Annotated in this window: 23 protein-coding genes and 1 pseudogene; 13 read left to right on the top strand and 11 right to left on the bottom strand. The window is 41.8% G+C overall.

Annotated elements, in window-relative coordinates; all coding sequences use genetic code 11:
* The first annotated feature begins 73 nt into the window (after positions 1–73).
* From folP to N7974_RS01275, 3 genes are all read left to right on the top strand, one after another.
* Positions 74–895, top strand: coding sequence for a dihydropteroate synthase (folP, locus tag N7974_RS01285; RefSeq protein ID WP_262963902.1), 822 nt, complete (start codon positions 74–76; stop codon positions 893–895).
* 151 nt (positions 896–1,046) lie between these two features.
* Positions 1,047–1,301, top strand: a complete 255-nt coding sequence (locus tag N7974_RS01280) for a type II toxin-antitoxin system Phd/YefM family antitoxin (protein WP_262963901.1) — start codon at positions 1,047–1,049, stop codon at positions 1,299–1,301.
* Complete coding sequence (locus N7974_RS01275) at positions 1,301–1,576, top strand: type II toxin-antitoxin system RelE/ParE family toxin (RefSeq protein WP_262963900.1); 276 nt, start codon at positions 1,301–1,303, stop codon at positions 1,574–1,576. Before N7974_RS01280 ends, N7974_RS01275 begins: the two co-directional genes overlap by 1 nt.
* A gap of 164 nt (positions 1,577–1,740) precedes the next feature.
* On the opposite strand, the gene N7974_RS01270 is transcribed toward N7974_RS01275, so the two are convergent.
* Positions 1,741–2,406: an SOS response-associated peptidase gene (locus N7974_RS01270; RefSeq protein WP_262963899.1), complete on the bottom strand. Its 666-nt coding sequence runs from the start codon at positions 2,404–2,406 to the stop codon at positions 1,741–1,743.
* Between the two features lie 2 nt (positions 2,407–2,408).
* Here N7974_RS01270 and N7974_RS01265 point away from each other — a divergent pair, with 2 nt between their 5' ends.
* The 5 genes and pseudogenes from N7974_RS01265 (at position 2,409) to N7974_RS01245 (ending at position 6,978) form a co-directional block, all read left to right on the top strand.
* Positions 2,409–3,314 carry a 1-aminocyclopropane-1-carboxylate deaminase/D-cysteine desulfhydrase gene (locus N7974_RS01265; protein ID WP_262963898.1) on the top strand — a complete coding sequence of 302 codons (906 nt, stop codon included), beginning with the start codon at positions 2,409–2,411 and terminating at the stop codon, positions 3,312–3,314.
* Positions 3,311–3,904 (top strand): annotated as a pseudogene (locus N7974_RS01260) (class I SAM-dependent methyltransferase); the annotation flags it as partial. The gene N7974_RS01265 and the pseudogene N7974_RS01260, both read left to right, overlap by 4 nt.
* Before the next feature lie 81 nt (positions 3,905–3,985).
* A complete protein-coding gene (ppk1, locus tag N7974_RS01255) occupies positions 3,986–6,079 on the top strand; it encodes a polyphosphate kinase 1 (RefSeq protein WP_262964045.1) in 2,094 nt (697 codons plus the stop codon).
* On the top strand, positions 6,079–6,657 hold the full coding sequence (def, locus tag N7974_RS01250; RefSeq protein WP_394813009.1) for a peptide deformylase: 579 nt from the start codon (positions 6,079–6,081) through the stop codon (positions 6,655–6,657). The genes ppk1 and def overlap by 1 nt, the downstream gene beginning before the upstream one ends.
* Positions 6,658–6,696: 39 nt before the next feature.
* Positions 6,697–6,978 (top strand): GIY-YIG nuclease family protein, encoded by a 282-nt coding sequence (locus tag N7974_RS01245; protein ID WP_262963897.1) that lies wholly within the window; start codon positions 6,697–6,699, stop codon positions 6,976–6,978.
* 123 nt (positions 6,979–7,101) lie between these two features.
* On the opposite strand, the gene fcl is transcribed toward N7974_RS01245, so the two are convergent.
* The 3 genes from fcl to xrtD all read right to left on the bottom strand — a co-directional run bounded on the left by fcl (position 7,102) and on the right by xrtD (position 10,925).
* Positions 7,102–8,076, bottom strand: coding sequence for a GDP-L-fucose synthase (fcl, locus tag N7974_RS01240; RefSeq protein ID WP_262963896.1), 975 nt, complete (start codon positions 8,074–8,076; stop codon positions 7,102–7,104).
* A gap of 4 nt (positions 8,077–8,080) precedes the next feature.
* A complete protein-coding gene (gene gmd, locus N7974_RS01235) occupies positions 8,081–9,202 on the bottom strand; it encodes a GDP-mannose 4,6-dehydratase (protein ID WP_262963895.1) in 1,122 nt (373 codons plus the stop codon).
* Positions 9,203–9,347: 145 nt separating this feature from the next.
* Positions 9,348–10,925 (bottom strand): VPLPA-CTERM-specific exosortase XrtD, encoded by a 1,578-nt coding sequence (xrtD, locus tag N7974_RS01230; RefSeq protein WP_262963894.1) that lies wholly within the window; start codon positions 10,923–10,925, stop codon positions 9,348–9,350.
* 537 nt (positions 10,926–11,462) lie between these two features.
* Here xrtD and N7974_RS01225 point away from each other — a divergent pair.
* From N7974_RS01225 to N7974_RS01205, 5 genes are read left to right on the top strand one after another with little or no spacing between them, the layout of a single operon-like run.
* The gene (locus N7974_RS01225) at positions 11,463–12,050 is read left to right on the top strand and encodes a polysaccharide biosynthesis/export family protein (protein WP_262963893.1); all 588 of its coding nucleotides are present in this window, start codon (positions 11,463–11,465) and stop codon (positions 12,048–12,050) included.
* Positions 12,051–12,081: 31 nt separating this feature from the next.
* Positions 12,082–13,335 carry a porin family protein gene (locus tag N7974_RS01220; protein WP_262963892.1) on the top strand — a complete coding sequence of 418 codons (1,254 nt, stop codon included), beginning with the start codon at positions 12,082–12,084 and terminating at the stop codon, positions 13,333–13,335.
* A 1-nt stretch (position 13,336) separates the two neighbouring features.
* A complete protein-coding gene (locus tag N7974_RS01215) occupies positions 13,337–15,079 on the top strand; it encodes a lipopolysaccharide biosynthesis protein (RefSeq protein WP_262963891.1) in 1,743 nt (580 codons plus the stop codon).
* A gap of 21 nt (positions 15,080–15,100) precedes the next feature.
* Complete coding sequence (locus N7974_RS01210; RefSeq protein ID WP_262963890.1) at positions 15,101–15,883, top strand: CpsD/CapB family tyrosine-protein kinase; 783 nt, start codon at positions 15,101–15,103, stop codon at positions 15,881–15,883.
* Positions 15,884–15,921: 38 nt separating this feature from the next.
* Positions 15,922–16,941 (top strand): M10 family metallopeptidase domain-containing protein, encoded by a 1,020-nt coding sequence (locus N7974_RS01205; RefSeq protein ID WP_262963889.1) that lies wholly within the window; start codon positions 15,922–15,924, stop codon positions 16,939–16,941.
* Between the two features lie 63 nt (positions 16,942–17,004).
* On the opposite strand, the gene N7974_RS01200 is transcribed toward N7974_RS01205, so the two are convergent.
* From N7974_RS01200 to N7974_RS01170, 7 genes are all read right to left on the bottom strand, one after another.
* The gene (locus N7974_RS01200) at positions 17,005–17,184 is read right to left on the bottom strand and encodes a hypothetical protein (RefSeq protein ID WP_262963888.1); all 180 of its coding nucleotides are present in this window, start codon (positions 17,182–17,184) and stop codon (positions 17,005–17,007) included.
* 194 nt (positions 17,185–17,378) lie between these two features.
* Positions 17,379–19,790 (bottom strand): tetratricopeptide repeat protein, encoded by a 2,412-nt coding sequence (locus N7974_RS01195; RefSeq protein ID WP_262963887.1) that lies wholly within the window; start codon positions 19,788–19,790, stop codon positions 17,379–17,381.
* A gap of 289 nt (positions 19,791–20,079) precedes the next feature.
* On the bottom strand, positions 20,080–20,751 hold the full coding sequence (locus N7974_RS01190; protein ID WP_262963886.1) for a hypothetical protein: 672 nt from the start codon (positions 20,749–20,751) through the stop codon (positions 20,080–20,082).
* A 12-nt stretch (positions 20,752–20,763) separates the two neighbouring features.
* Positions 20,764–22,500, bottom strand: a complete 1,737-nt coding sequence (locus N7974_RS01185) for a putative porin (RefSeq protein WP_262963885.1) — start codon at positions 22,498–22,500, stop codon at positions 20,764–20,766.
* Between the two features lie 57 nt (positions 22,501–22,557).
* Complete coding sequence (locus N7974_RS01180; protein WP_262963884.1) at positions 22,558–23,226, bottom strand: TonB C-terminal domain-containing protein; 669 nt, start codon at positions 23,224–23,226, stop codon at positions 22,558–22,560.
* A gap of 305 nt (positions 23,227–23,531) precedes the next feature.
* Positions 23,532–23,936 (bottom strand): ExbD/TolR family protein, encoded by a 405-nt coding sequence (locus N7974_RS01175; protein ID WP_243221366.1) that lies wholly within the window; start codon positions 23,934–23,936, stop codon positions 23,532–23,534.
* 129 nt (positions 23,937–24,065) lie between these two features.
* On the bottom strand, positions 24,066–25,871 hold the full coding sequence (locus N7974_RS01170) for a DUF2341 domain-containing protein (protein ID WP_262963883.1): 1,806 nt from the start codon (positions 25,869–25,871) through the stop codon (positions 24,066–24,068).
* Positions 25,872–25,876: the final 5 nt, after the last annotated feature.

Raw genomic sequence — 25,876 nt, 5'->3', positions numbered from 1 at the left:
GACACCATTAAGAGTCGAAAGATTTGAGCCATTATACCCGATTCTACACTTCACTTCTCACAGGAGCCCGGACATGTTCAGTCAACTCAATAAACCGCTGATTATGGGTATTTTAAATGTTACACCAGACAGCTTTTCTGATGGCGGTAAATACTCAGGGCTTAATGACGCGCTAAAGCAGGTCGAACACATGCTGACTGAAGGCGTCGATATTATTGATATAGGCGGTGAATCAACGCGCCCCGGCTCGGATTCAGTAACACCGGAAGAACAAATACACCGGGTTATTCCGGTTATAACCGCCATCAGGCAACAACTAAAAAGCGCCATTTCAATCAGTATTGATACCACCTCCAGTATAGTGGCCAAAGCGGCTCTGGGGGCCGGAGTCAATATCATCAATGATGTTTCCGCAGGCCAAAATGATCCGGCCATATTGGCATTGGCCGCACAAACCGGCGTACCCATTATTTTAATGCACAGCCAAGGTACACCCAAAACCATGCAGGACAGCCCTTATTATCAGAATGTCGTTCAGGAAGTGATTGAGGCTCTGGAACAACGAGTTGATGCCGCATTAAAAGCAGGCGTTAAAAAAGCCAAGATAGCCATTGATCCGGGCATCGGTTTTGGTAAACGTAAACAGGATAACCTGGATTTACTGGCGCATCTGGATACACTGGTGGCATTAGGCTTTCCAGTGCTGTTAGGTACCAGTCGCAAGCGCTTTATGGGCACAATCTGCGCAGTAACAGAACCTTCGGAACTGGTTACCGCAACCGCCGTGACTACCGCTTTAGGCGTTATGGCAGGCGTGCAGCTATTTCGGGTACACGACGTTAAAGAAAACCGCCAAGCGGCTGATGTCGCTTGGGCGATCAGGCAAAGTCGATAGCTTGCAAACCAGGACTACCTGCAGCAGTAAGACCTGAATCGCCTGCAGTGGGTTAAATTAAAGGTCCAAATCGGCCATTGGCACTTGATTAACAGTACGATTAAGCGCACTATTAAACGCATTTATTGTAGTTATTTTTAACGAGTATCTTATGTCACATATTAGCGCTAACGATTTAAAAACCAAAGGCATCTCCGCAATAGAAGCCGCGCTGAGCGAGTCCCTGGAAGCAATTGTCTCGGTGCGTGGAAAAGACCGGTTTGTCGTGATGGATATTGCGCATTACCATTACTTGCGTGAATGTGAGTTGGAGGCGGCATTAACTGAAACGCGTGCTGATCTGGCCGCAGGTAGATTTGTGCAGGAATCAGCCCAAGACCATCTGGCGCGACTGGATACACTTTGATGGCTTACACGCTGGTTTTCACCGAGCGTTACAATCGACAGGCATCAAAGTTTCTTAAAAGACATTCCGAACTACGTCAACAATATTTAAAAACCCTACAATTGTTAGAAGCCAATCCTTCTCACCGGTCGTTGCGTTTGCACTCTTTGCACGGCAAGTTGGAGGGATTACATTCGGTTTCCATAAACTTGTCCTATCGCATCACCCTGGAACTGCTGATTCAGGATGAGCAAATCATCCCTGTGACTGTTGGCAACCATGACGCAGTTTACTAATTTCAAGAAGAACTGTTTATAAACGTTGAATACATCAAAATTAAGCCCATCATTTTTTGTAAAAAAAGTGTTAACTACTTTTGTATCTTCCATAAAAAATGCCGAGAATCCCTATAAGTTTTTTCGTGTTTTTCGTGGACAAATCGCTTTGTACCAATCAGGCTTTACCGACCAACCTCGGCTAAACACTCAATATCATTATGTAACGGATTATTGACCCGGGCACTGATCGGCGTAATTTGTATGGTGCGGTAAGCATCGGCTGTTAAAAAATCCGCCATTTTAATCGTTGTGGTTTTTTTATCCAGCCAACGATTATAAAAATCAGGCGTGATAATAACCGGCATACGGTCATGAACAGGCGCTATTTTAGCGTTGGCAGCCGTGGTAATAATAGTGCAGGAATAAACCGTTTCCTGCTGGCACTCCCAATGCTCCCAAAGCCCGGCAAAAGCCAACAAAGCATACTCCGGCTGATGAATATGGAAGGGTTGTTTACCAGCCTCAGTAATTTGCCATTCAAAAAATCCGGTTGCAGGAATCAGGCAACGTCGCTGTTGATAAGCCTTTCTAAATGACGGCTTTTCAGTTAATGTTTCCACTCTGGCATTGATCAAATGACTGGAGATTTTACGGTCTTTGCTCCATGATGGTATCAAACCCCAGTGCAAATTTACGGCTTTGTTGCTACCATCTTCCAGCCTTACCACAGCAATTATTTTTTGTCCTGGTGGAATATTGTAGTCCGGTTGATAATCAGGTAAGCGCTGTAAACTAAAATGTTCCATAATTTGCGGCTTTGTTGCGATCAAGTTAAAACGTCCACACATAAATGCACCCTGAACTGAGTAAGTTGGAAAAAACCTTCAAGCCATCGATTTTAACAAAAATTGATGACCCTCTGCTGGATCGATACCACATTGAATTATGGATAAAACGCGACGACTTATTGCATCCCGTTATTTCCGGAAATAAATGGCGTAAACTTAAATACAGCCTTGATCAGGCATTGTCTTCAGGTGCTGATACACTCATCAGTATGGGCGGTGCTTATTCCAATCATTTACATGCACTGGCTTATACAGGTAAACTTCTGGGGTTGAAAACGCAGGGGTTTATTCGGGGCGAGCAACCGGCAACATTAACGCCAACTTTAATAGATCTGCAAAACTGGGGTATGGAACTCACGTTTGTATCCCGTTCCGATTACAGGCTTTTGCGACAATATAAAGGCTGCCATGATTTACCTGGCTTAAAACCCCGGCAATACTGGCTGCCGGAAGGCGGGGCTCAAGCCTTAGCGTTAAAAGGTGTCGAAGAACTGGTTAACGAAATAGATATCCTTTACGACACGCTTTGCGTACCCTGTGGAACAGGCACTACATTAGCGGGTATTATTGAAGCAGCTCCTAAGTCAGTATCCGTCTTGGGTTTTGCGGCATTAAAAAATGCCGGATTTTTACAGACTGATGTTAAGAATTTATTGCCATGTGCTTTTACTAACTGGCAGATTAACCTGGATTATCACTTTGGTGGTTTTGCGACAACGAAACCTGAACTTATGACATTTATTACCGATTTCGAATGTAAAACCAATATTTCCCTTGAACCTGTTTATACCGGAAAAATGATGTATGCACTTTACGATTTAATCACCAAGCAGTTTTTTAAACCGGGTCAACGACTTATTGCTGTTCATACCGGTGGCTTGCAAGGAAAAAGAGGATACCCAGTATGAATCGATTGTTGGAACCCGAGTTAATGGAAGATGAAAGCCAAGTAAAAGCTTACGCCGAAGCTGACTTTGAAATACCGCATAATGACTTTATACAACAACTAAAACAGTTTATTAATGATCCTGAGTTTTTCGGTACAGCATTAGACCTGGGGTGCGGCCCCGGCGATATCAGTTGCCGCTTTGCCAAGGCATTTCCTTTCAGCAAGATACATGCGGTTGACGGTTCAAAGCCCATGCTAAATTATGCGAAAGCAGCATTACCAACTGATCTGTCAGAACGCATAAGCTTTATTGAAGGTTTATTACCTGACGTCACATTACCGCAATCTGATTATGAAATAATTTTCAGCAATAGTCTCTTGCACCATTTATCCGATCCACAGGTACTTTGGGAGACCATAAAAAAATATTCCAGACCAGGTACTCGTGTCATTATTATGGATTTATTGCGCCCCGCCTGTATTGAAGATGCGCAAATAATGATGGCTAACTATGCTGCCAATGAACCCGAAATTCTGCAACGAGATTTTTATCATTCTTTGCTGGCGGCTTTTAGCTTAGAGGAAATTACTGCACAATTGGCACAAGCAGATCTGAATTTACATATCATGCAAATCAGTGACCGACATGTTTTTATTACCGGCATCATACCCGAAAATTCACAGAAGAAAATGCATACAAACGAAATCATTGAAACAATCAATCTTGAAAATCCGGAACTTTATATCAATCGGGACTTAAGCTTACTGGAATTTAACAAACGGGTTTTGGCGCAAGCAAAAAATGAAGCGGTACCGTTGCTTGAGCGACTTAACTACCTGTGTATTTCCTGCTCAAATCTGGATGAGTTTTTTGAGGTTCGAGTTGCCAGTGTCATGGAAATGGTCGCTATTGATCCAAAAGCTATTGGCCCGGATGGTTTAACCGCTAATGAACAGTTGGAACAAATTTCTATTTATGCGCATAAATTGGTAGAAGAGCAATATCAAGTTCTTAATGAAATTTTAATCCCCTCACTCAATGCTGAAAATATTCGTTTTGTTCGCCGTAATGATTGGACAGAAGCACAACATAAATGGTTGGCCAATTATTTTAACGATGAGTTATTGCCTATATTAACGCCGGTTGGTCTGGATTCTGCGCACCCTTTCCCGCGCATACTCAACAAAAGTTTAAATTTTATTATCTCCTTAACCGGAAAAGACGCCTTTGGCAGAAATAGCGGCAGAGCTATTTTACAAGCTCCCAGAGCATTGCCACGCGTTATTCAATTGCCTATCGAAGAGACGCAAAGCGGTCCGGCTGATTTTGTATTTTTATCATCAATTATTCATGCCTTTGTTAGTGAATTATTTAACGGCATGGTTGTTAAAGGTTGTTATCAATTTAGGGTCACCCGAAACAGTGATTTTTTTGTCGATGACGATGCCATTGACGATTTATTACTGGCCGTTGAAGGCGAGCTGGCCATGCGTAATTATGGCGATGAAGTGCGTCTGGAAATAGATGCTGCATGCCCCGATGATACCGTGAATTTTTTACTGGAGCGCTTTGAATTAAGCAGGGATCGGTTATTTTTAGTCGATGGCCCCGTTAATTTGAATAGAATCCAGGAAATCAATAATCTCGTTGATCGGCCAGACCTTAAGTTTACGCCTTTTAAACCCAGCGTTCCGCAGCAACTGGCCAGAAATAAAGATATTTTTGCCGCCATTAAACGCCATGATATTTTATTGCATCAACCGTTTGAATCTTTCTCACCTGTCGTTGATTTTTTACGCCAGGCAGCCGCATCGCCAGAAGTACTGGCCATTAAACAAACGCTCTACCGTACCGGCGCTGACTCACCGATTGTTGCTGCGTTAATAAGAGCCGCACGAGCGGGTAAGGAAGTCACTGTTGTTATTGAATTAAGGGCGAGATTTGATGAAAAAGCCAATATTGATTTAGCTTCCAAATTACAGGAAGCGGCAGTGCATGTCGTCTATGGGGTTGTGGGTTATAAAACGCATGCCAAAATGTGCCTGGTATTACGACGGGAAGGCAAAATACTGAGAAATTATGTGCATTTGGGCACGGGTAACTACCACCCTAAAACCGCACAAATTTACACCGACTATGGCTTGTTTTCCTGTAATAAGGAATTGGGTGAAGATGTCAGGCGAGTCTTTGCACAACTGACCAGCTTAGGCAAAGTAACCAAATTAAATAAATTACTGCAATCGCCCTTTACCTTGCATACCGGGATACTTGAAAAAATCGAGCGGGAAATTACCCATGCCAAAAACGGCAAACCGGCAAAAATCATCATTCAAATTAATGCCATCGTTGAAGAACAATCCATTCAAGCACTTTACCGGGCATCCCAGGCTGGCGTTGAAGTTAAATTAATTGTTCGGGGTATTTGCTGCCTAAGACCGGGGATTCCTGGCGTCTCTGACAATATAGAAGTTCGTGCCATTATTGGACGCTTTTTGGAACATGCGCGGATTTATGCATTTTCTAATGATGGTAATCAGGAAGTTTACGCCTCCAGCGCAGATTTAATGAACCGCAATATGTTTCGGCGCGTGGAAATATGCTTCCCGATTGAAAGTAAACGTCTCTATAGACGTATATTACATAACCTGGATTTGTATTTACAAGATAATACGCAAGCCTGGCTGTTACAGCCTGATGGCAGTTATCTACAATTATTAAACGTGAGCAATGAAGAACCCGTACAAGCCCAATTAATGATTTTAAACGAGTTGCAGGCATCATAATGACGATGACTATCAGCGAAATTGCGCAATTAGGTGCCCCGGTTTTACGCCTGCAAGCCCAAGCGGTTAACGATAGTCAAGGCGCTGAAATACGGCAACTTATTAAAACCCTGCAAGACACCCTGGCAACAACTCAAGGTGTCGGTATTGCAGCGCCTCAGATTAGCATATCAAAACGCATTATCATTATTGCCTCACGACCTTCGTCACGCTACCCTAACGCTCCACTGATGGAACCGACGATAATGATTAATCCGGCTTTTAAAACGTTATCGGATATCCGGGAAAAAGACTGGGAAGGTTGTTTAAGTATTCCAGGCATCCGTGCTTTAGTGCCAAGATATAAAGATATACTGATTACTTATACCAATGAACAAGGCGATTTAGTAGAAACAGAACTGGAAGGCTTTGTTGCACGAGTCTTTCAGCATGAATTTGATCATCTGGAAGGCAAGGTTTATCTGGACAGGGTTGAAGATAACAGGGACATTGTTGCCGAAAGCGAATATTGTAAACTTTTCAGTGTTACCAATTTAAAGCAGGAAGATCTTGCAGATACCATCCCTTCAAGGGATTAAAAGTTATTATCTGTCCCGGCTTAAGTTGGTAGCCCTTTTATGAACTGGTCTGTCTATATCATCCTCTGTAGCGACAACAGCCTATACACCGGCATCACTATCGATGTTTCCAGACGCTACATCCAACATGCAAGCGGACAGGGAGCAAAGTATTTTCGCGGCCGTCAACCCAAACAGCTGGTTTACCTGGAACCCGGGCATAATCGCAGTTCCGCATCAAAACGTGAAATCGACCTAAAAAAATTAAGTAGGGTAGAAAAATCACAAATCATCACCTCCGATGCCAATAAAATTAAAGAGGTTTGCTCTAAAGGCTGTTAGCGCAGAATAGCTTTGCAGGCGAAGGCTAACGTAGCATTAAACCTAAAACCTGCCGCTATATCAGCTCATTTGCCCTTAGATCAGCCCTCTCGTTAAATTAGTTGAAGGATTAATTCTCGGCTTTTATTGTGCTTTAATCTCACTGTGGTGTTCCACAAACCAGCGATAAGTGCTGGCCAGGCCGTCGCTAAGTGTTATTTGTGGTTGCCAATCCAATGACTTGATTTTACTGATATCCATGAGCTTTCTGGGAGTACCGTCAGGCTTACTACTATCCCAGATAATATCACCGTTAAACCCTACGACCTGCTGAATGGTTTCAGCCAATTCACGGATGGTAACATCCTCACCGGCACCAACATTAAAGTGTGACAGCATTGGTTCAGTATGGGCTTGATAATGTTCTTTACTTAAACCCAACACATGCAAACACGCGGCGGCCATATCATCGACATGCAAAAATTCACGCCTGGCAGTGCCAGTCCCCCACAAGGTAACGGTAGGAGACTGGCTGGTTTTGGCATCATGAAACTTTCTGATCATGGCAGGAATAACATGACTGTTTTCCAAATGAAAGTTGTCATTCTCTCCATAGAGATTAGTCGGCATGACTGAGCGATAATCGGTTCCGTACTGACGATTATAAGACTCACAAAGCTTGATGCCGGCAATTTTAGCGATAGCATAAGGCTCATTGGTCGCTTCCAACCCGCCGGTCAACAAAGCGCTTTCTTGCATGGGTTGGGGTGCAAGCTTTGGATAAATACAGGAACTACCTAAAAACAATAATTTCTGGCAACCAGCCGCCCAAGCTTGATGGATGACATTAGCTTCCACCATCAGGTTCTGGTAAATAAATTCAGCCGGATAAGCATTATTGGCGTGAATACCCCCTACTTTGGCCGCTGCCATAATAATTTGCTTGGGTTGCTCTTGCTGCATAAAATCACGTACGCCAGCTTGGTCGGTTAAATCCAGTTGGGCATGAGTACGGACAACAATGTTGTTAAAGCCTGCGTCGTTTAACTGTTTGACAATAGCAGACCCTACCATGCCACGATGTCCTGCCACATAGATTTTTTGTTGTTTATCAGTCATGTGCTTATTCCCGGCTAACGGCGATGTTATAACCTTGCTCTTTTAGCAGCGCATGTTTTCTGGCTTCATCAAGATCACAAGCCACCATTTCACTGATCATTTCCTGTAAGGTAATTTGCGGTACCCAGCCCAGCTTTTCTTTGGCTTTGGTCGGGTCACCCAATAAGGTTTCTACTTCAGCCGGTCTAAAATAACGCGGATCAATGGCGACAATGGTTTGGCCTATTTTTAAACCCGGTGCTTTATTGCCTTCCAGTGTATCAACAAAGCCTTTTTCATCAACGCCAGTGCCTTCCCAGCGAATGGTGATTCCGAGTTCGCCGGCGGACATTTCAATAAACTGCCTGACGGAATACTGTACGCCGGTAGCGATAACAAAATCTTCGGGTTGTTCTTGTTGCATCATCATCCATTGCATGCGTACAAAATCCTTCGCATGCCCCCAATCCCTTAGTGAATCCATGTTACCCATGAATAAACAGTGCTCCAGACCCATGGCAATATTACTAAGGCCACGCGTTATTTTACGGGTTACAAAGGTTTCACCCCGACGCGGAGATTCGTGGTTAAACAAAATGCCGTTACAGGCAAACATGTTATAGGCTTCACGGTAATTGACCGTAATCCAGTAAGCATAAAGCTTGGCAACGGCATAAGGCGAGCGCGGGTAAAACGGGGTAGTTTCTTTTTGCGGTGTTTCCTGTACCAGTCCGTAAAGCTCTGAGGTTGACGCCTGATAAAAACGGGTTTTCTTTTCCAGCTTTAAAAACCGGATAGCCTCAAGCAGACGCAACGTGCCAATACCATCGACATCAGCAGTATATTCAGGTGATTCAAAGGATACCGCAACATGGCTCATGGCACCCAGATTATAGACTTCATCCGGCTGGGTTTCACTTAAAATACGGGTTAAGTTAGAACTATCTGTTAAATCACCGTAATGTAGATAAAACTTGGGGTCTGTGATGTGAGGATCTTGGTATATATGATCAACCCGTTGCGTATTAAAAAGCGATGAACGCCGTTTAATACCATGGACTTCATAACCTTTTTCCAGTAAAAGTTCAGCGAGGTATGAACCATCTTGTCCGGTAACACCGGTTATTAATGCAACTTTTTTACTCACTATCGTTCCTTGTTAACTTAAATTTATTGATGGATAAAAACGTAATTTTTCTATAATAAAAGGTAAATCGAAAAAACTTTAAAACATTATCACCACGAAGACTAAATATTTTTCTTCATGTCTTCATGATGAATTAAAAATCGGTTTATTTAACTGCCAGTTTTCCGGGTATATAAGCCGGTAATTTTGGTGCCAATTCTTTAATAAAAGCTTGCAAGCGTTGATCAGCTTTTTCCAAGTCTTCGGTTTGTCCAACACTAGTAACCAGTCTTATTAAAGCGCCGTCAGTACGGTTCATAGTTAAGGCATCATAGAACAAATACCATTTTACCAAGTATTCATTAGTTATCGTCCGCCCCCGTTGCTGAAACCAATAGTAAACCAACTGTTTGCTTTCACCTTTTTGAATAACAGCACGATTTAACTCAAGTTCATTACCGTCAATAATTATATCCGGAAAGTTAAGCTGCCCAAACTGGGTAATTTGCCAACCATCGCCAGGCATACAACCTTTGGGAGAATGAACGGCAACACCTCTTCGTTGCGCCTCGTAATAGGCACTGTAAAAATTAATCGTACTGGCTGATTCCGGCTGCACATAATTAATAATAGCGTAATCAGTCAATCTTAACTCGTCCAAATACTTTTGGCTAAGGTAGTCATTACGTCCCTCCCATTTGTCTATCTGCAATGGAAAGTTAAGAAAGGCTTTACGGGCAGGAATAATATCTTCCCGCTCCTGTATAAAACCGGAGCCAATGGCACTACCAATCAGCAAAGCTAACAACAGAAATATCGATTTATTAAATTTAACTTCCAAATTGAGTTGTTTTGCATTGCCTGACCATTCATTGGGAATTAACACCAGTTCGTTAAAGGCCACTTTTTTCCCACTAAGTCTGGAAAACAACCACATTTCAACAAATAATAACGCCATACACAACAAAAAGACAACCCAGCCTTCAAAATCATGTAAAAAGCCTTCTGCCATTTCTGTTCCCCAGTTATCGACCATAACACCGATAACACCAATGCGGAAACTGTTCATAAAAATGGTCAGCGGTGCTGAAGAAAGAAAAATCAGGGCTTTTTGCCAAAAAGGGCCTTTAAACAAGTAGGCGCATAAGAAAGATAGACTGGCCAGAGGAAATAAATAACGGAGGCCACTGCAAGCTTCTACTACCTGTAATTTATAAACACCCAGATCAATAACATTACCTTCAAGATACACCATGATGTCGCAGGCGCGAATAAACTCAACACCTAACCATGATGAAATCAATTGTAATTTAGCTGACAAGTTATTGAGAATAAATGACGGAAATGGCACCATGAACAGCAAAAACAACAAGGGTATTGCACCTACACGCAAGCCTTGCAAACCAAATGCAATAGTAAACAGACCGGTTAACGTAACAATAAAAGCATATTGTTCAACGGTTTTTAAGGTTGCCAGCCCCCCTAAAAAACCCAGTATCAAGCCAATGATAACAATGACAAATCCTGGCCATACGTCTTTAAATTGCTCAACAAACTTTAACTCATGTCGCCGAATCCATAAAAAATAAATACTGATCGCAGGTATAAAAAAACCATGACCATATTCCTCTACGTTTATCCAGGTACTAACCATCATCTCCAGACTGCTTTTAAACGTAAACCCTAGTAATAACAGTAAAAAAGTCCAGATGGCCAAGATAGTTGTTGGTTTTTTCAACGGCATGAGTAAATCGTCCTGAGAATGAGATTGCATTTTTTATGTAACAAGAATTAAGTAAAGTAAAAAATTCATATATAGTGATTGATAAATAGTTTTTTTAACCACTACTTGAAAGAAATAGAAATCGCCTTACTGCATATTAACGATTAATAAAACTTATAAGCTACATATGCCAACATAAATAGCACGTTTCCAAAAACAAACTATTAGGGAGTATAGCGCACCCACTGTTTAATAAAAATATTAACATAGGTTTACATGATTATAACTGCAAATTATTAAGCCCTGATGACAAGTAAAATTCCCATTTAAACTAAATACCATAAAAAATATTTCATTGAAAAATTAAAATCATTACAGTCACTTAAACTAATTCGTTAAATTATAAGCTACTATATAATAGTGCAACTTATGATTTATTACTTTATCTATCGAACTTGTCTTGTTTCTGTTATATTTCATGATTACAATGATTTAAACTTGATTGACAGCTCCAGCATCCTTGGCTGGCACAAAATATTTTATAAAATGGATCTCCCTTTGAAACACTTATTAACATTTATTTCATTTTTTCTGGTATTCACTGTTGCTTTCGCTGACCCAAAACCGACGACTCCAGTCATTGAAAAGCCGGCCGGTGTTGTCAATTATCTACTATCCCCCGGCGACTTTATTGAAATTTCGGTGTGGAAAGAAGAAAGTATGCAAAAAGAGCAAACTTTGGTCGCTCCTGACGGCAACATTACTTTTCCGCTCGCAGGTACTGTTATGGCTGCCGGCAAGCCCATGTCGGCTCTTGAAGAGGCCATTGCTCTCAAACTGGCTGATTATATTGCTGATCCTGTGGTCACTGTTAAACTGCTGCAAAATAACGGCCATACTATTTTTGTAATCGGTAAAGTTAACAAACCAGGACAATATCCTGCCAACAGGCGTATTGATGTCATGCAAGCCTTAAGTTTGGCGGGTGGCTTAACCGTTTTTGCCGACGACAATTCCATTCATGTGCTTCGCCGCGTAGGCAATGACGTAAAAGTATTTCCTTTTGATTATAAAGATGTACTTGATGGCGAACATCTTGAACAAAATATACTCCTGGAAGCTGGTGACACGGTTACTGTACCTTAATTTAGCCTGCTAATCGCTTGAGACCATCAAGATGAAAAAAGGCTTTTTAGTACCAGCCATATTGTGCATCCCGTTCAATTGCCAAGCTAACGATTATTTTTTCAAACCGATCTTTAGTACCAGTGAGCGCTATGCCAGCAACCTCTTATTACGACCAAATCCTCAACAGGGCAACTGGATCAGTAAGCTATCACCGGGAATAAACGTTGGCATAAACCGTGAAAACGATGCATTAAAATCAAATTTTACCTGGAATCAAATTTTTTATACGAATCAGTCAGCACTTAACATCAGTGAGCAACTGTTTAGCGCTGATTACCAGCACACCGGTGAGCGTTTACAGTGGGGCCTTAACGGTCATTATAATAATCAGTCTTCATTAAACAGTGAAACTACTGTACAGGGCTTTTCTCCAACGCAAGTCATGGTAAAAAACCTAAGTATAGCGCCAACGGCTTCTTATTCTTTAACCGAACTCAGCTCGGTAGATCTTGACTATTCTTACAGTAAATCGACTTACGAACAAACCCGTAATATTTTTCTTAACAGTTATGACTATCAACAAGCGTCAGGAACTTTCAACCATAACTACACCGAAAACGACAAACTGAATGCCACTGTTTCCAGTTCTCGCTATAAAATTTCGACGGGAGCGATAACTACTTTTAATAATATTGCCCAGACAGGCTGGCAACATAGCTTTAGTGAAACACTCTCTACTTATATTTCAGTCGGTATTAATTATTCACTGTCAGAGTCAGAATTCCCTGTTGCTCAACTCATCCCAATAAACATGTTCGGATTTTCTGTTTACCAAGATCCTCTCACTGGTCAATTCTTTGACAACCAGCGTTACGGAACGGCTAACACCAGCACTACCGGCTTCGGCGGAGTCTACCGTGCGTCCATTCAAAAAGCCTTTGAAAGAGGCTCTATTTCACTGGTAGGCTCACAAAATCAAACACCGACCTCTCAAGGTATGCAAACCCAATCCCAGTTATCGGCCAACACTTCTTATAATATTTACGAGCGTTGGTCTTCCGGGCTGTCTGCCAGCTATTCAATCTACAAACCCCCAGCACAACTTAACAGCCAACTTAATAATGAGAGAATCTTTGCCACTATTAGCCCGACTATTAACTGGAAATGGACACCCGAAGTCAATGTAGGATTATCGTATACCTATCGCCAACAAGAACTAAAAACTAACTCTCAAATCAGCCAGGACAATAGTGTTCAACTGCAACTTAATTACCAACCCCAAACCAACAATCAGGTGAAATAGCGTGGAAAATCAAGCGATCGATATCAAAGATTATTTAAATATAGTCAAACGACGCAGCAAGTATTTATTGATTCCGTTTGTGGTGGTTTCTATATTAAGTGTTGTTCTGGCAGTTGCCCTGCCCTCAGTATACCGGTCAATAGCTACCATTTTGATTGAAGAGCAAGAAATCCCTTCCGATCTGGTTCGTTCTACTGTCACTTCGTTTGCCGACCAGCGCATTCAGGTTATCAGTCAGCGCATAATGACCCGTAGTAATCTGATAGAAATCATCAAGAAGTTTGATATGTATGCTAAAAATCTGCAATCAACATCGGAGGAGAAAGTTCTTGAGGCAATGCGAAAAAACCTTAAGGTTGAAACCATCAGTGCCGATGTAATTGGCAGTGGCGGCTCTGCCGCAAAAGCAACTATCGCATTTACACTATCATTTGATGACAATAATCCTGCGATTGCCCAAAAAGTAGCCAATGAATTGACGTCTTTATTTCTAAAAGAAAACATTAAATCGCGGACTGAGTCTGCCGAGAATGCAACGCTTTTTTTAAATGAAGAGTCACATCGTTTAAAAGATAAAATCCAGGAAATACAAAGCCAATTTGCCACTTTTAAAGAAAAAAATCTTAACCAGTTACCGCAAATTAGTCAGCTTAATCAACAGGAACTAACATCGCTTGGCAGCCAGTTGTTAAATATTGATAGTCAGGAGCGCTCATTGCATGAACGCCAGTTTTATCTTGAAGGACAACTGGCACAAATTGATCCTCATGCCTTGGCGACCAATGCTACCGGTAACCGTGTATTTGATATGAGAGACCGACTTAAAGTTTTGGAAGCAGAGTACCCCTCCTTACTGGCGCGTTATTCTGATAACCACCCTGATGTCATTAAAACCAAACGCGAAATTGATTCATTAAAAATTGAGATCGGCGGCAATACCAATATTAACAAATTGAATGCCGAGCTGACCAACAAAAAAGCCGAGCTCGCGTTACTGTTAAAACAATATTCCGGCAAACACCCGGATGTCTTAAAACTGCAAAAACAGATTACTACCTTACAAAAAGCAATGGTTACTGCCCACGAAACCGCAGAGACCGATACTTCGATAATGCCCGATAATCCCGCTTACATCACGCTAAATGCACAACTGCAATCCATAAATGCTGATATGGGATCACTGGCCTTTACCCGTAAAGAACTTAACCAGAAAATGGAAAACCTGCGTACCAGTTTACGTCAGGCACCGCTGGTCGAAAAAGAATATACCGATCTTATTCAAGAACTCGACAACACCAACCTTCGTTATCGTGAAGTAAGCGCCAGAGAAATGGAAGCACAAATATCCCAACAGCTTGAAGTACAACGCAAAGGCGAGCGCTTTACGCTAATTGATCCACCTCAAGAAGCACTTGATCCAATAAGCCCTAACCGGATGGCGATTCTTTTTCTGGGCTTTATTTTTGCGATTGCCAGCGGATTTGGTTGTGTTTTCCTGGTTGAGATGATGGGTTCAACTATCAACAATGAAAAAACCATTGCGTCTATTTTAGGAGTTCTGCCATTAGCAAGTATTCCTTATCTTGAAAGCAGGGAAGAAAGCGAAACCATTGCAAAACGGCGCGTCATCATGGTGATCAGTACTTTAATTACCATTACGTTGGCCACGATAGCCTTCCATTTTATTGTCATGCCGTTAGACGTATTTTGGTTCAAACTATTACGTGTTATCGGTGCTAATTAAATTACAAACAGAAGATAATTTATGAATTCAATTGAAACGATAATAGAAAAAACCAACCCGCCGGCAAACAAATCCAAGGCATTGCCAGAAGATAGCGAGCAGTTTTTATACTCGCAAACCAGGATTCAGGCCTCTACAAAAAAACATTTACAAGAAAACCGTATTATAAGTGGATTTAAACCAGGCCCATGGCTTGAGTCTTATAAAATGCTGCGAACCCGTTGCCTACAAACAATGGATGCCAATAACTGGACTACTTTAGCCATCACCAGTTCTGGTAATAATGCCGGCAATAGCCTGACGGCAGCTAATTTGGCCATCAGTATCTCCATGGAATTAGATCGAAGTGTGTTATTGGTTGATGCCAATTTACATAATCCCAGTATTTGCAAGCTGTTTGGCCTTAAACCGGAAGCAGGACTTAGTGATTATTTGTTACGGGACACGCCACTTAAGGAAATATTGATTAATCCTGATATGGATCGTCTGGTAATTTTGCCGGCTGGCAAAGAAATGATTAATGCTACAGAAATGCTTCGTTCGCCAAAGATGATTCGTTTAGTGAGTGAACTAAAGAACCGTTACCCCTCAAGGATTGTTATTTTTGACCTGCCACCCCTATTGTCACAAGCCGATACGCTTGGCTTTTCTCCTTATGTAGATTGTGTGCTGTTGATCGTTGATGAAGGCCAGACTAAAACAGATGAACTTAAACGTGCTGCAACGTTACTTAAAGACATTAATGTTTTAGGTACGATACTTAACAAAGCCAGCAATAACAAAATCAAATACCAGGACAACTAGTTTCGTTTAATCGCAAGCTGAAATCACAAAGGAACACAATGAAATTTATAACAACAGCAACTATTTCACTGTGTTGCTTGGCCGTAGCGCCATCGGCTCAGGCCCTTAATTTTAATTTTATTACCACGGGAATGAGTAGCGATGCAACTACCGCACTAAATCTGGCCGCCAGCAGTTGGTCATCGAAGTTATTTGATCCGGTAACGATCAATATTACCGTTAACATGACAAACCTTAACAATGCGAGAGTGATTGCTGGTGCAAGCTCAATTGACCTTTGGACTAGTTATACCCCTCTTAGAGATTTGCTGGTGTCCGATGCTGCCAACGAAGCCGATAATGGAATCGTAAGTTATTTACCGACGGCTAGTCAGTTCAGTGCTTTTTTGCCAACAGGCATCACTAAAACCGGTTATCTGGCTGCAACCAAAGCGAACTTTAAAGCACTCGGCGAAATGGACTTAGATAATCAGTTCGGCATTAACGATGGCACCATTAACTTTAACAGCGGCTTTGCCTTTGATTACGATGCCAGCAATGGCATAACTTCTGGAACCATGGATTTTGAAACTGTTGCCGCCCATGAAATCGGCCATATTTTAGGTTTTATATCCGTTGTCGATGATATTGATTACATGCTGGCAAACAACCAATCGGGCGCTGTCACGCCTTATTTATTGGATTTATTCCGTTTTGGCACTAGTGCCAATCCGACGACCACTGCCGACTTTTCAACCATGTCGCGAGATTTGAGACCTACTGTAGCGAGTTATTTTGATGATCTGAGTACACAGGCGCCCTTTTCTACCGGAGCTTTCACAGGCGACAGCTATCAGGCCAGTCACTGGAAAGAAACTGGCAGCAACCTATGGGGTATTATGGATCCTGCAATAGCTTATAGCCAAATTGCCGGCATATCCAAATATGATTTACGGGCAATGGATTTAATAGGCTATGAAGTAACTGCAGTACCGTTACCTCCAGCTATCTGGTTATTTGCCGGTGGTTTGCTTGCGTGGACCAGATTTGCAAGACGTTCATTGTTAAATACCCATTAATAGCGCTCTTTAATACTTTCAATCGTTGCACCAAGCACCGATAATTTTAATGGAATAACCCCGTCAAGGTATGGCAAGGATGCCATCCATTATCAAAGAGAAATTAGCCACTTGAATAACCTCTTGTAAAATCGAGGCCGCAAGTATGTGCGGTAACCCGGTGACTTTAAATTCCTTACCAAACTCCAACTGGGGTACGCCGTTTGCTTTATCCGGCAAGAGGGTGTAAAAAATCTTACTCACAATAGCTTCTCTTCGCTACGCGTCCTATTCTTGGACAGTTTCCCAGTTAAAATTCATTGCTAATCTGGCAAAAAAAAATGCCGGTCGGAGTTTACAACTCCGACCGGCATTTTTATGATTTCAATAGCTTGTAAAGCATAGTCAAGCTATTCCTGCATTGGTAACTACTACAAAACAATACACCAAATTAACACTTATTTTGTGACTGGGCTTGCACTGTCAATCAGCTTGATAGTCTCTTTTGCCACATCCAAGCCGGTAAACTCAACTTTACTCTCGATAGATTTTTGTAAAAACTCACGCGCTTTAGCAGTATCATTTTGCTTGTAATAAGTCATACCTAAATGATAATTACTGATTGCAGAGCCTGCATCCAGCGCTATTACTTTTAACAATAGTTCCTGTGCCTTGGCATAGTTACCTTGCTTATAAGCAATCCAGGCAACCGTATCAAGTGTATTAGGGTTATCAACTTTAGCAAGCGGTTCTGCCAACTTGGCAGCACGCTCCAGCTCTGTACTGTCTTTGGCATAATCAGACAGATAACTGGCAAGATTATTAAGCGCTTCCGTTGATTCTGGATGTAGTTTATAAGCCTCATCAAACACAGCGATCGCTTTATCGTGTTCTCCGGATTTATTATAAATTGTAGCCAAATCGTTCACTAACTCCATTGAGCTTTTGGTGTTGACGATACCTTCTTGATAGATTTTTATCGCTTCAGCTTTGTTACCCTGAATGCCATAAGTCATCGCCATCATACGATACGGGATTGGCCATTCAGGTTTAATGGTGGATGCTTTTTTAAATGCATCTGTGGCGTCACTATACTTTTTATCGCTTAAATAAACACCACCCATTAAATTATATGCAATAAAGTTTTTGGGTTGTTGCTTGGTAATTGACGTCAATTTAACCAAAGCCTTATCTGTCTGCTTAAGCGCAAGATAACTTTTAATTAATTGCGTCAATGGTTCAATTGCTTCAGACTGCTTAGCCAGTGCACTTTCAAAGGCAGGTATACTTTTATCAATTTTTCCTTCTGCCTGAAATGCCAAGCCTGACAGAAAATAACCCATGCCTTCTTCAGGAAAGGCTTCCTGAACATGACTTGCGGCTTCTTGTGCCTTATCCCACTTTTTTTGCGTCAAATATATTTTAAATGCCGCTTCCAGACCCACTTTACTTTTAGGATTTTCTTCTAATAGTGCATTAACTTGTTGCAATGCTCTATCAGTATCGCCTGTCTGTTGTAATAAATTTGCCAAATCAAGCCTGGCAGTTTCATCTTTAGGGGCAATTTCAATAATTTTCTCCATGTTTTCACGTGCCAACACAAGATCTTTATTCATTAAATGTGCAGTAGTTAATAACTTTAGTATTGCAACGTTTTGTGGTTGATCAACCAAAACAGCACGAAAATCTCCAATCGCTTCAGGTATTTTACGCTCAGCCAAAGCAAACTTGCCGCGTAACGATAGTGCTTCCAAATCACGTGGATTTTCTTCAATAATTTGCTTAACCAGTGCCTTGGCTTCATCAACTCGCTTGGTTGCCACATAAATAGCAGCTAACTTGTTTCGCGCTTTAATTGATTGTGGCCCCAACTTATCAAGATCGGCAATCTCTTTTAACGTTTGCTCGGCTTTATCATTATTCTTTTGCGCCAATTCCAAATCAGCCAACATAAATCGCAAATCATATTTGTCCGGATTTTGTGCAATCATCGGCAGTAATTCGGCAATAGCTATTTCCGGTGTTCGTTTGGCAACTAAAAACTCGATCAACATCGACTTGGCAGCGACATCATCAGGTAATTCTTGAACCGCAGTTCGCAATATTGCTTCTGATTTATCCAATTGATTGTCCGCCAATAAAAATAAAGCCAGACGTTTTCGATGCTCCAATTGCTTTGGCTGTATTTTAATAATCGCCTCAAGCGTTTGCTGTGCCTTATCCAAAGCTTTTGTTTCTGTATAGACCTTTGCCAGCATTAGCATCGGCGCTGGATTGGTGGGGTTTTTATCGCTACTTTTTTTCAGAATCTCAATAGCCTGATCAATTTTTCCCGTTCTAATATTAAGTGAAGCCAATAACAAATTTGCCTGTACATCATCCGGTTGTTTTTTTAGTGCAGCATCAATCTCAACCATTGCAGCATCAGTATTATTTTTAAGGATATAAACACCCGCCATCAATACTTTACCTTCGATATTTTCCGGATCAATAACCTGAACTTCTTTAGCCATTTTTTCCGCATCTTCAGGCTTATTAACCATCAGAAAAATCTGTCCCATTCTTAATCGGGACATTAGATGCTTTGGATCTTCGCCAATTACCGCCATATACTGGCCGACTGCATTTTGTATTTCGCCCAACTTACTCAGCGCTTCAGCCATTTGATAGCGGGCTTCAACGTCTTTAGGATCAATTTGCAATACGTTTTTAAAAGAAAGCTGGGCTTTTTGATAATCACCTGCAGTGAATAATTGCTTGCCTTCATCCATGTACTTGGCTTTTCTTTCCTCAGCACCGCCACAAGCTGCCAGCAGGCCAACCATAGCCACAATGAGCAATTTTTTCGAACCGGGTACTATTGGTAACATTGATTAAATCCTGATTAAGTTTATTTTGATGACTGATATGACGTACAGTCCACGAAAGACACAAAAAAGCATCATAGGTTGCATAAGACTGCATGGGCAGAATTTGCTCCTGCAAACCCTGCATAATCGATAGAGACATTGATTATGCAGGAGATAGAGCAAAGTATAGAGTAGATGCAAAGAAATAGCGAAACCCAACAACTCTCGGGGATAATGCCGGGTTTCGCTATCACGAACCCAAACACCATTAATTTCCTGTATTTTTTCTGCAGGAAGTATAACAGTAAACTTAAGGCTGTTTAGTTTCTTTAGTTACTGGTGTTATAACATTTGGCGTCATTAGCTCTTTATGTTGATATTTTTGCTTTCTCAGCTTGTCTTCGTATTCCTGAGCAATGGTTTGCATTTCAACACTTTTGAATTGCAATACAGGTTCAGACTTAAATAAAGTGTCAATCACCCCTATGTCTTCATAACTATTTAAGACTTCTTTTCCCGCTTCAAATAATTTTATGTTTTTGCCTTCACAGCTTTGCAGTTCGGCTTCAGTTTGCTTATGGCTGTTTTGCAAATTAACATGCGTAGCACTCAGCTCATTTTTAACCTGATTTAATACATTGTATTTTTCAATCACTTCCAGCAATTTAGCATGCGTTTGTTCCAGTGTGCCACGAACAGCGTCGTTACTACTTTTTTGAGCAGAAACCTCACTGCTTAAGCGATCACTTTCTGAAACAGAAGCCGCATTATCTTTCTTCAACTTTTCTATATCGATGGCAAGCTTGTCTTTTTCTGTTTTAAGCAAATCACGCTCAGTGGTTATATCTTTAACCAATGCTTGCAACTTAAGGACAACACCATTATTGGCATCAACTGCCCGAGGCGCCGCCTGTATTGTTGCCGACAGTAAACTGCCAGCAAAAAAGATGGACACCATCAGTGGTTTGATAATTCTGCTCATGACGACATCCAATTAAAAACGTGTATTAATATCAAGTTGCAGTACATCGATACCATATGACGGACCGGTAATTATATCCGCGCTTAACCATCTGCCAGTCAGCCACACGCCACTCATCAAACCGTAGTTTCCCCCGACAACCCAACCTTTAGCGTTGGTGCCACCAAGATGAAAATCAGAATCGGTAAATGCATCTAATACTGCGTCACGCCCTACATATTTATAAAATGAAAAGACATTCCAATGACCTCTTTTATCGACTCTAGGCCAACCAATATCAACTCTCGTCTGCCAGGCATTAGTCTGTGAGTTGGAATTATCGCCTCCGACTGAGCCCCAAGCATTACCATATCGACTTTGAATACTATTTGAATTAAAGCCTAAATTTTTTGCATAATCACCACTGATTCTAATGTGATATGGCGCAAATTCGGCTAAATCGTATGAACCATTAATATTGAGAATATTATAATCTGATGCCAATCCTATCTGACCAGGTTGGGCACCAGGCGCTTGTGATGTACCTTCCCGACAAATGGTTGCCAAGCTATTACCGCCTTGCATAAACTGAGGTACGGACGCATCATTATTAACACTATTAGTGTCACAGGTGCCAGTGGCTGTTGTATTCGGAATTGCCTGTGTATTGACATAATCGTAGTAAGCAACACCAAACTTAACACTGTCCTGATTCGCAAAACCCCAATCCACGCCCATCTGACCACCGAATAGCCATTTGTCCTCAGAACTTAATTGGAATTCTTGTAAAGGAAATGCACCCGCTGTCGCAAATAACGTAGGCCCTTTGTCAGTACTCAGATCCATTGCATTTGATGTTCCCAATTGATGCCTGATCGTACCTGCAAAACCTTCAAAAGACAGATCGGTATCCCATACTAATTCACTACCACCTGTAAATTCACTGCCTCCAGTATACCAAGGATTTTTTATGCGTCCTCCAGAAACTGTCAGCCAATTAAACTGCTCACTGTCCACCGCATCGTATTTAAGAAAAGCGCGATCCAAAGCAAATTCATAACGGTTGCCGGTATTACCCAAGGTTTGATTGGTTGATACCGGATCAAACATATTTCCGGTCGCCAGACGTACACCAGCGGTTAAGCCTTCGGCAACTTTTACATCTATACCCAAGCGCACGCGTTCACGAAAAAGATGCCGATCAACCGTTGTATTATCAAAAGCATTTACACCCGCTGCTGTGAAGCCACCAGCCTCATTAATAGCTTGTGCATTAAAATAACTGTTCGGTATATTATCACTCGCCATGAAATCATTTTGGGAGCGTAACCGTATATCACCCGATAACTTGAAACGTTTTATCCATTCCGGCAAGGCATTAGGCATGCCCCATTGTTCTTTTTTCGCTTTTTGCATGACATCACTGACCACTTCTTCACGTAACTCAGTACGCACCTGCTGGCGAATTTCGTCTTTTACAAAGTCAGGCACATACGATACTCGAACTTCATCAGATGGCACGAGCTCCTTAGGTGCAACTTCCTTGGGCGCCGCTGATTTAGCCTCGGCAACCTGCTGATCAGCATCAACTTCTGCCTGCTTGATCATTTCATTAGCCGTTTTATCGGTTAATATGCCTTGTTTGACCAATTGTTTAATAAGATTAGTAGTCGTATTGCGTAACTTCAGCAATTCTTCCTTTTCACCCGCTTGTGTCAACCCGGCTGCACATAGCAATGCTAAAGCCAGTAGCGGTTTCTTCTTGTCCATAGGTGTTTCCTGAATTTGTAAGATTAAATTTGTGGTATTTCAAGTCAGGTTTAAAACCTAAAGTCGTGATGAAATTTTTAGTTTAACGGGCTGTTCCATTCCTGCTGGCGGCGCTTCTTTCGCTTTCTTAAATTTTGCCAGCAATTTATTTAACAACTTATCTATGTCAGGGTCATTACTGCCACGTGACAATTCGTAACGGGTAACCGATCCATCGGGACCCAGCCAAATTTTGACAACGGCTGAATAGTTCTTTCTTCGTAAATCGTCATTGTCTGACAAAATATCAATCAAGCTGTCTTTAATGGTTCCGGCATACCAGGCAAAAGGACTCCCACCGCCGCCACCCAGCAAACCTTTTCCACCTTTACGACCAACCATGCCAAAGGCATCAGAACCTGCGGTTCCTTCTGCATCCAAACCGGTATCAGCAGCCGGTTTTTCATCAGGCACATCTGGTAAAGGTTCAGGATCCGGCTCCGGTTCATCAATTTTTTCCTGAATTTCGGGTTCAGGTGGCTGTTCGACTTTTGGTGGTGGTGGCGGTGGAGGCGGTGGAGGTGGCGGCTTAAATAAAGTAATAGGCTGAATTTTTTTCTCATGCTTTACCGGCTTTTCACTAAGAAAACCACCAATAATTTTAACCACATAGACGATTGCGACAAGCAGTATCAATCCACCGATAACTTTAGGCCCATAAGTCCTGAAACGTTTGTATTTACTCATAAAACAATAAAAATAATTTGATTCACAAAATGGTTATAACTTTTCACCACGAAGACACGAAGAACACGAAGTTTTTTGTGTTCTCATGGCAAATAAAATACTATTGAGGGAAATTTATTATCACCCACATTTTACCTATTGAACGTTAAGAACTCAGGCTTCAAAGGCTTGCATCACCTGATTCACGTTTAATGTGTTTCTTCGTGCTCTTCGTGCCTTCGTGGTGAATAATCACTTATTAAGTTTTTACTTCTGTTCTTCGTGGTGAATAAAAGATTTTTGGCTTTTTACAATAAAGAGCAAGCCTACTTAACCAGATTTTGGGTTACTAATCCTACCTGGGTAATCTCCAGTTTGCCCAACATGGCAAGAATGTTGATAACATTTTGGTACTGAACCGTGGCATCACCCTTAACAACAACAGGCAAGGCAGGATTAACCGCTTTATATTGCTGTAAAGTAGTTTCTAACTGTTCCATGGTTACCGGTAAAGTATCAAGAAAGATGGTGCCATCCGCAGTGATGGTAATCGCCTTGGTTTGTGGCTTGGATAAACTGGGCGTATTACTGGCTTTAGGTAAATTAACCTGCACGCCCTGAACGGCTGCCGTCGTCATCAGAATAAATACAATCAACAGTACATAAGCCAAATCAAGCATCGGTGTAACGTTAATTTCGTCATACGCCGCATTTTCTTCTTGCAATTTCATAGTTCAAATTTCTCTGGCAGAATGTTTGTATTATAGATAAGTACATTCTCGTAGGGCGTGCCATGCACGCCTTGGGAGCTCTGCTACAAGGCGCGCATGGCACGCCCTACAGCCAGTAAATGAATTAAATCAGGTATGCTGCTCACTTAATTTTGCAACAAACTCATCAACAAATACGTGCATATCAGCCGTTATTTCCTTGACTTGACCACCCAAATAGTTATATCCAAACAGACACGGAATCGCTACGATCAAACCCGCTACGGTTGCCGTTAATGCTCCGGCAATACCGGGTGCAATAGCGTTAACGTTGACTTCACCGCTAACCGCAATCGCAGCAAAAGTAATCATTACCCCGATAACAGTACCCAACAATCCCAAAAATGGCCCACCACTAATAGCAATTGTTAACAAAACCATTTGTGAATTAAGTTTTTGCAACTCTCTGGTTAGCTTGGCATCCATTGTTGCTCTTACCGCATTCATGGCTTGTGGTGATAGCACCTGTCCGTTGCCTGCTCCTTCGGCTTTTTTAAGACGATGATTCATTTCCTCAACACCAACATGGTAGATGCGATAAATGGTCGATCCGGTAAAAGCACCATGGGTCTTGGTAAACGACAATAACAATGGCGATTCTTCAAGCTCAAGATCGTCTTCATCATCTTCACTATTCAACTTGGCAATATCTTGCTCGCCTAATTTGCTATAGGCTTTTTCGAATTTTTTGTTTTCGCCTTGAACACGGCTAAAAACAATGGCTTTAACGATCATGACTATCCAACTGACCACAAACATAACGCCCAAAATACCGATAATAATCCAACCATCCATGGTCACATTTTTTAACGAACCCATAATAAGGGACTCGCCACCTTCTTCACTATCCGGCGTACTGTCTTCACCGTAAGTCAGCAAGGTAACGGTTGGCCCCTGCATTTCGGCATCAAACTTAACGGCATTGGCATCAAGCGCCACTTTATAAACCACAAACTGGTCAAGTAAACCGGTTAACCCACGAGCATTAAAAGAATCTGCTCCTATGGTCATGTTACTGGTTAAATCACGAGTCGCCACGCCTAAAGACCCTGCCGACAAACCATCAACATACAGCGTCAAAGTATCTGTCGTTGCGGTTAATGCCAAATGATGCCATGCGCCGACTGTTAGTGGTGTTGGTGCTTTAAATTCCTGTTTGGAACCTTCCTCAACTTCGACAAAAACTGTTTCCCCCATAATCGATAAAGTGACATTGCCACTCGCACCGGATCGTTGAAAAATAACGCTGTTGGTTTGCGCCTGATCAATTTTTACCCAGCTAGAAACGGTCCAACCAGCAGTGGGTGACATTTGTAACGATGGGGTTGCCGGAACACGGATAATCTGGCTACCGTTAAATACCGCAGCATCAGCAATCAGACCATTTTCGCCAATGGTTGAAGTCATTTCGCTGGCATTATTGGCGTAGGCTGTTAAATCTTTTGCACCCATTGCACCAAATTGATAGCTAAGCACTTGATTAACATCGTGAGTGCCGGCAGCATCCTGCGCATCAACGGCTTTAGGATTACCATAATAAATCCAGATAACCGGCTCGGCAGCAGTAGCAGCATCAGCGGGCAACTTCACCCAAATCAAGGCCATTTCATTAACGGGATCAATTTTTTCAATATAAAACTTAAGGGGCGTTTCTTCGTCAGCTGCCAGTATGCGTATATCCTTACCTTTCTCGGCAAGATCGGCAAAAAAAGAAAAATTTCCGGTATGTAAACGGACTAAAGCAAACGCAGAAGCAGGCAGAGTGACGCCATCCTGTTTCAACTTTTGTACATCCAACGTTATTTTTTTCTTATATCCCCAATCTGCATTCCACCAGGCTGATGCTATTGACGGGATTAGCATAAGAATTACCAATAAAAAACCACACCGTTTCATTTACT

This window comes from Methylobacter psychrophilus (assembly GCF_025583945.1).
Taxonomy (GTDB): Bacteria; Pseudomonadota; Gammaproteobacteria; order Methylococcales; family Methylomonadaceae; genus Methylobacter_C; species Methylobacter_C psychrophilus.
Note: the sequence above shows the minus strand (reverse complement) of the source record. Positions and strands in the feature narration are given on the sequence as shown.

Coding starts and splice junctions, on each gene's coding strand:
- folP (WP_262963902.1), top strand. CDS start 74: ATGTTCAGTCAACTCAATAAACCGCTGATTATGGGTATTTTAAATGTT.
- N7974_RS01280 (WP_262963901.1), top strand. CDS start 1,047: ATGTCACATATTAGCGCTAACGATTTAAAAACCAAAGGCATCTCCGCA.
- N7974_RS01275 (WP_262963900.1), top strand. CDS start 1,301: ATGGCTTACACGCTGGTTTTCACCGAGCGTTACAATCGACAGGCATCA.
- N7974_RS01270 (WP_262963899.1), bottom strand. CDS start 2,406: ATGTGTGGACGTTTTAACTTGATCGCAACAAAGCCGCAAATTATGGAA.
- N7974_RS01265 (WP_262963898.1), top strand. CDS start 2,409: ATGCACCCTGAACTGAGTAAGTTGGAAAAAACCTTCAAGCCATCGATT.
- ppk1 (WP_262964045.1), top strand. CDS start 3,986: ATGCATACAAACGAAATCATTGAAACAATCAATCTTGAAAATCCGGAA.
- def (WP_394813009.1), top strand. CDS start 6,079: ATGACGATGACTATCAGCGAAATTGCGCAATTAGGTGCCCCGGTTTTA.
- N7974_RS01245 (WP_262963897.1), top strand. CDS start 6,697: ATGAACTGGTCTGTCTATATCATCCTCTGTAGCGACAACAGCCTATAC.
- fcl (WP_262963896.1), bottom strand. CDS start 8,076: ATGACTGATAAACAACAAAAAATCTATGTGGCAGGACATCGTGGCATG.
- xrtD (WP_262963894.1), bottom strand. CDS start 10,925: ATGCCGTTGAAAAAACCAACAACTATCTTGGCCATCTGGACTTTTTTA.
- N7974_RS01220 (WP_262963892.1), top strand. CDS start 12,082: ATGAAAAAAGGCTTTTTAGTACCAGCCATATTGTGCATCCCGTTCAAT.
- N7974_RS01210 (WP_262963890.1), top strand. CDS start 15,101: ATGAATTCAATTGAAACGATAATAGAAAAAACCAACCCGCCGGCAAAC.
- N7974_RS01205 (WP_262963889.1), top strand. CDS start 15,922: ATGAAATTTATAACAACAGCAACTATTTCACTGTGTTGCTTGGCCGTA.
- N7974_RS01195 (WP_262963887.1), bottom strand. CDS start 19,790: ATGTTACCAATAGTACCCGGTTCGAAAAAATTGCTCATTGTGGCTATG.
- N7974_RS01190 (WP_262963886.1), bottom strand. CDS start 20,751: ATGAGCAGAATTATCAAACCACTGATGGTGTCCATCTTTTTTGCTGGC.
- N7974_RS01185 (WP_262963885.1), bottom strand. CDS start 22,500: ATGGACAAGAAGAAACCGCTACTGGCTTTAGCATTGCTATGTGCAGCC.
- N7974_RS01180 (WP_262963884.1), bottom strand. CDS start 23,226: ATGAGTAAATACAAACGTTTCAGGACTTATGGGCCTAAAGTTATCGGT.
- N7974_RS01175 (WP_243221366.1), bottom strand. CDS start 23,936: ATGAAATTGCAAGAAGAAAATGCGGCGTATGACGAAATTAACGTTACA.
- N7974_RS01170 (WP_262963883.1), bottom strand. CDS start 25,871: ATGAAACGGTGTGGTTTTTTATTGGTAATTCTTATGCTAATCCCGTCA.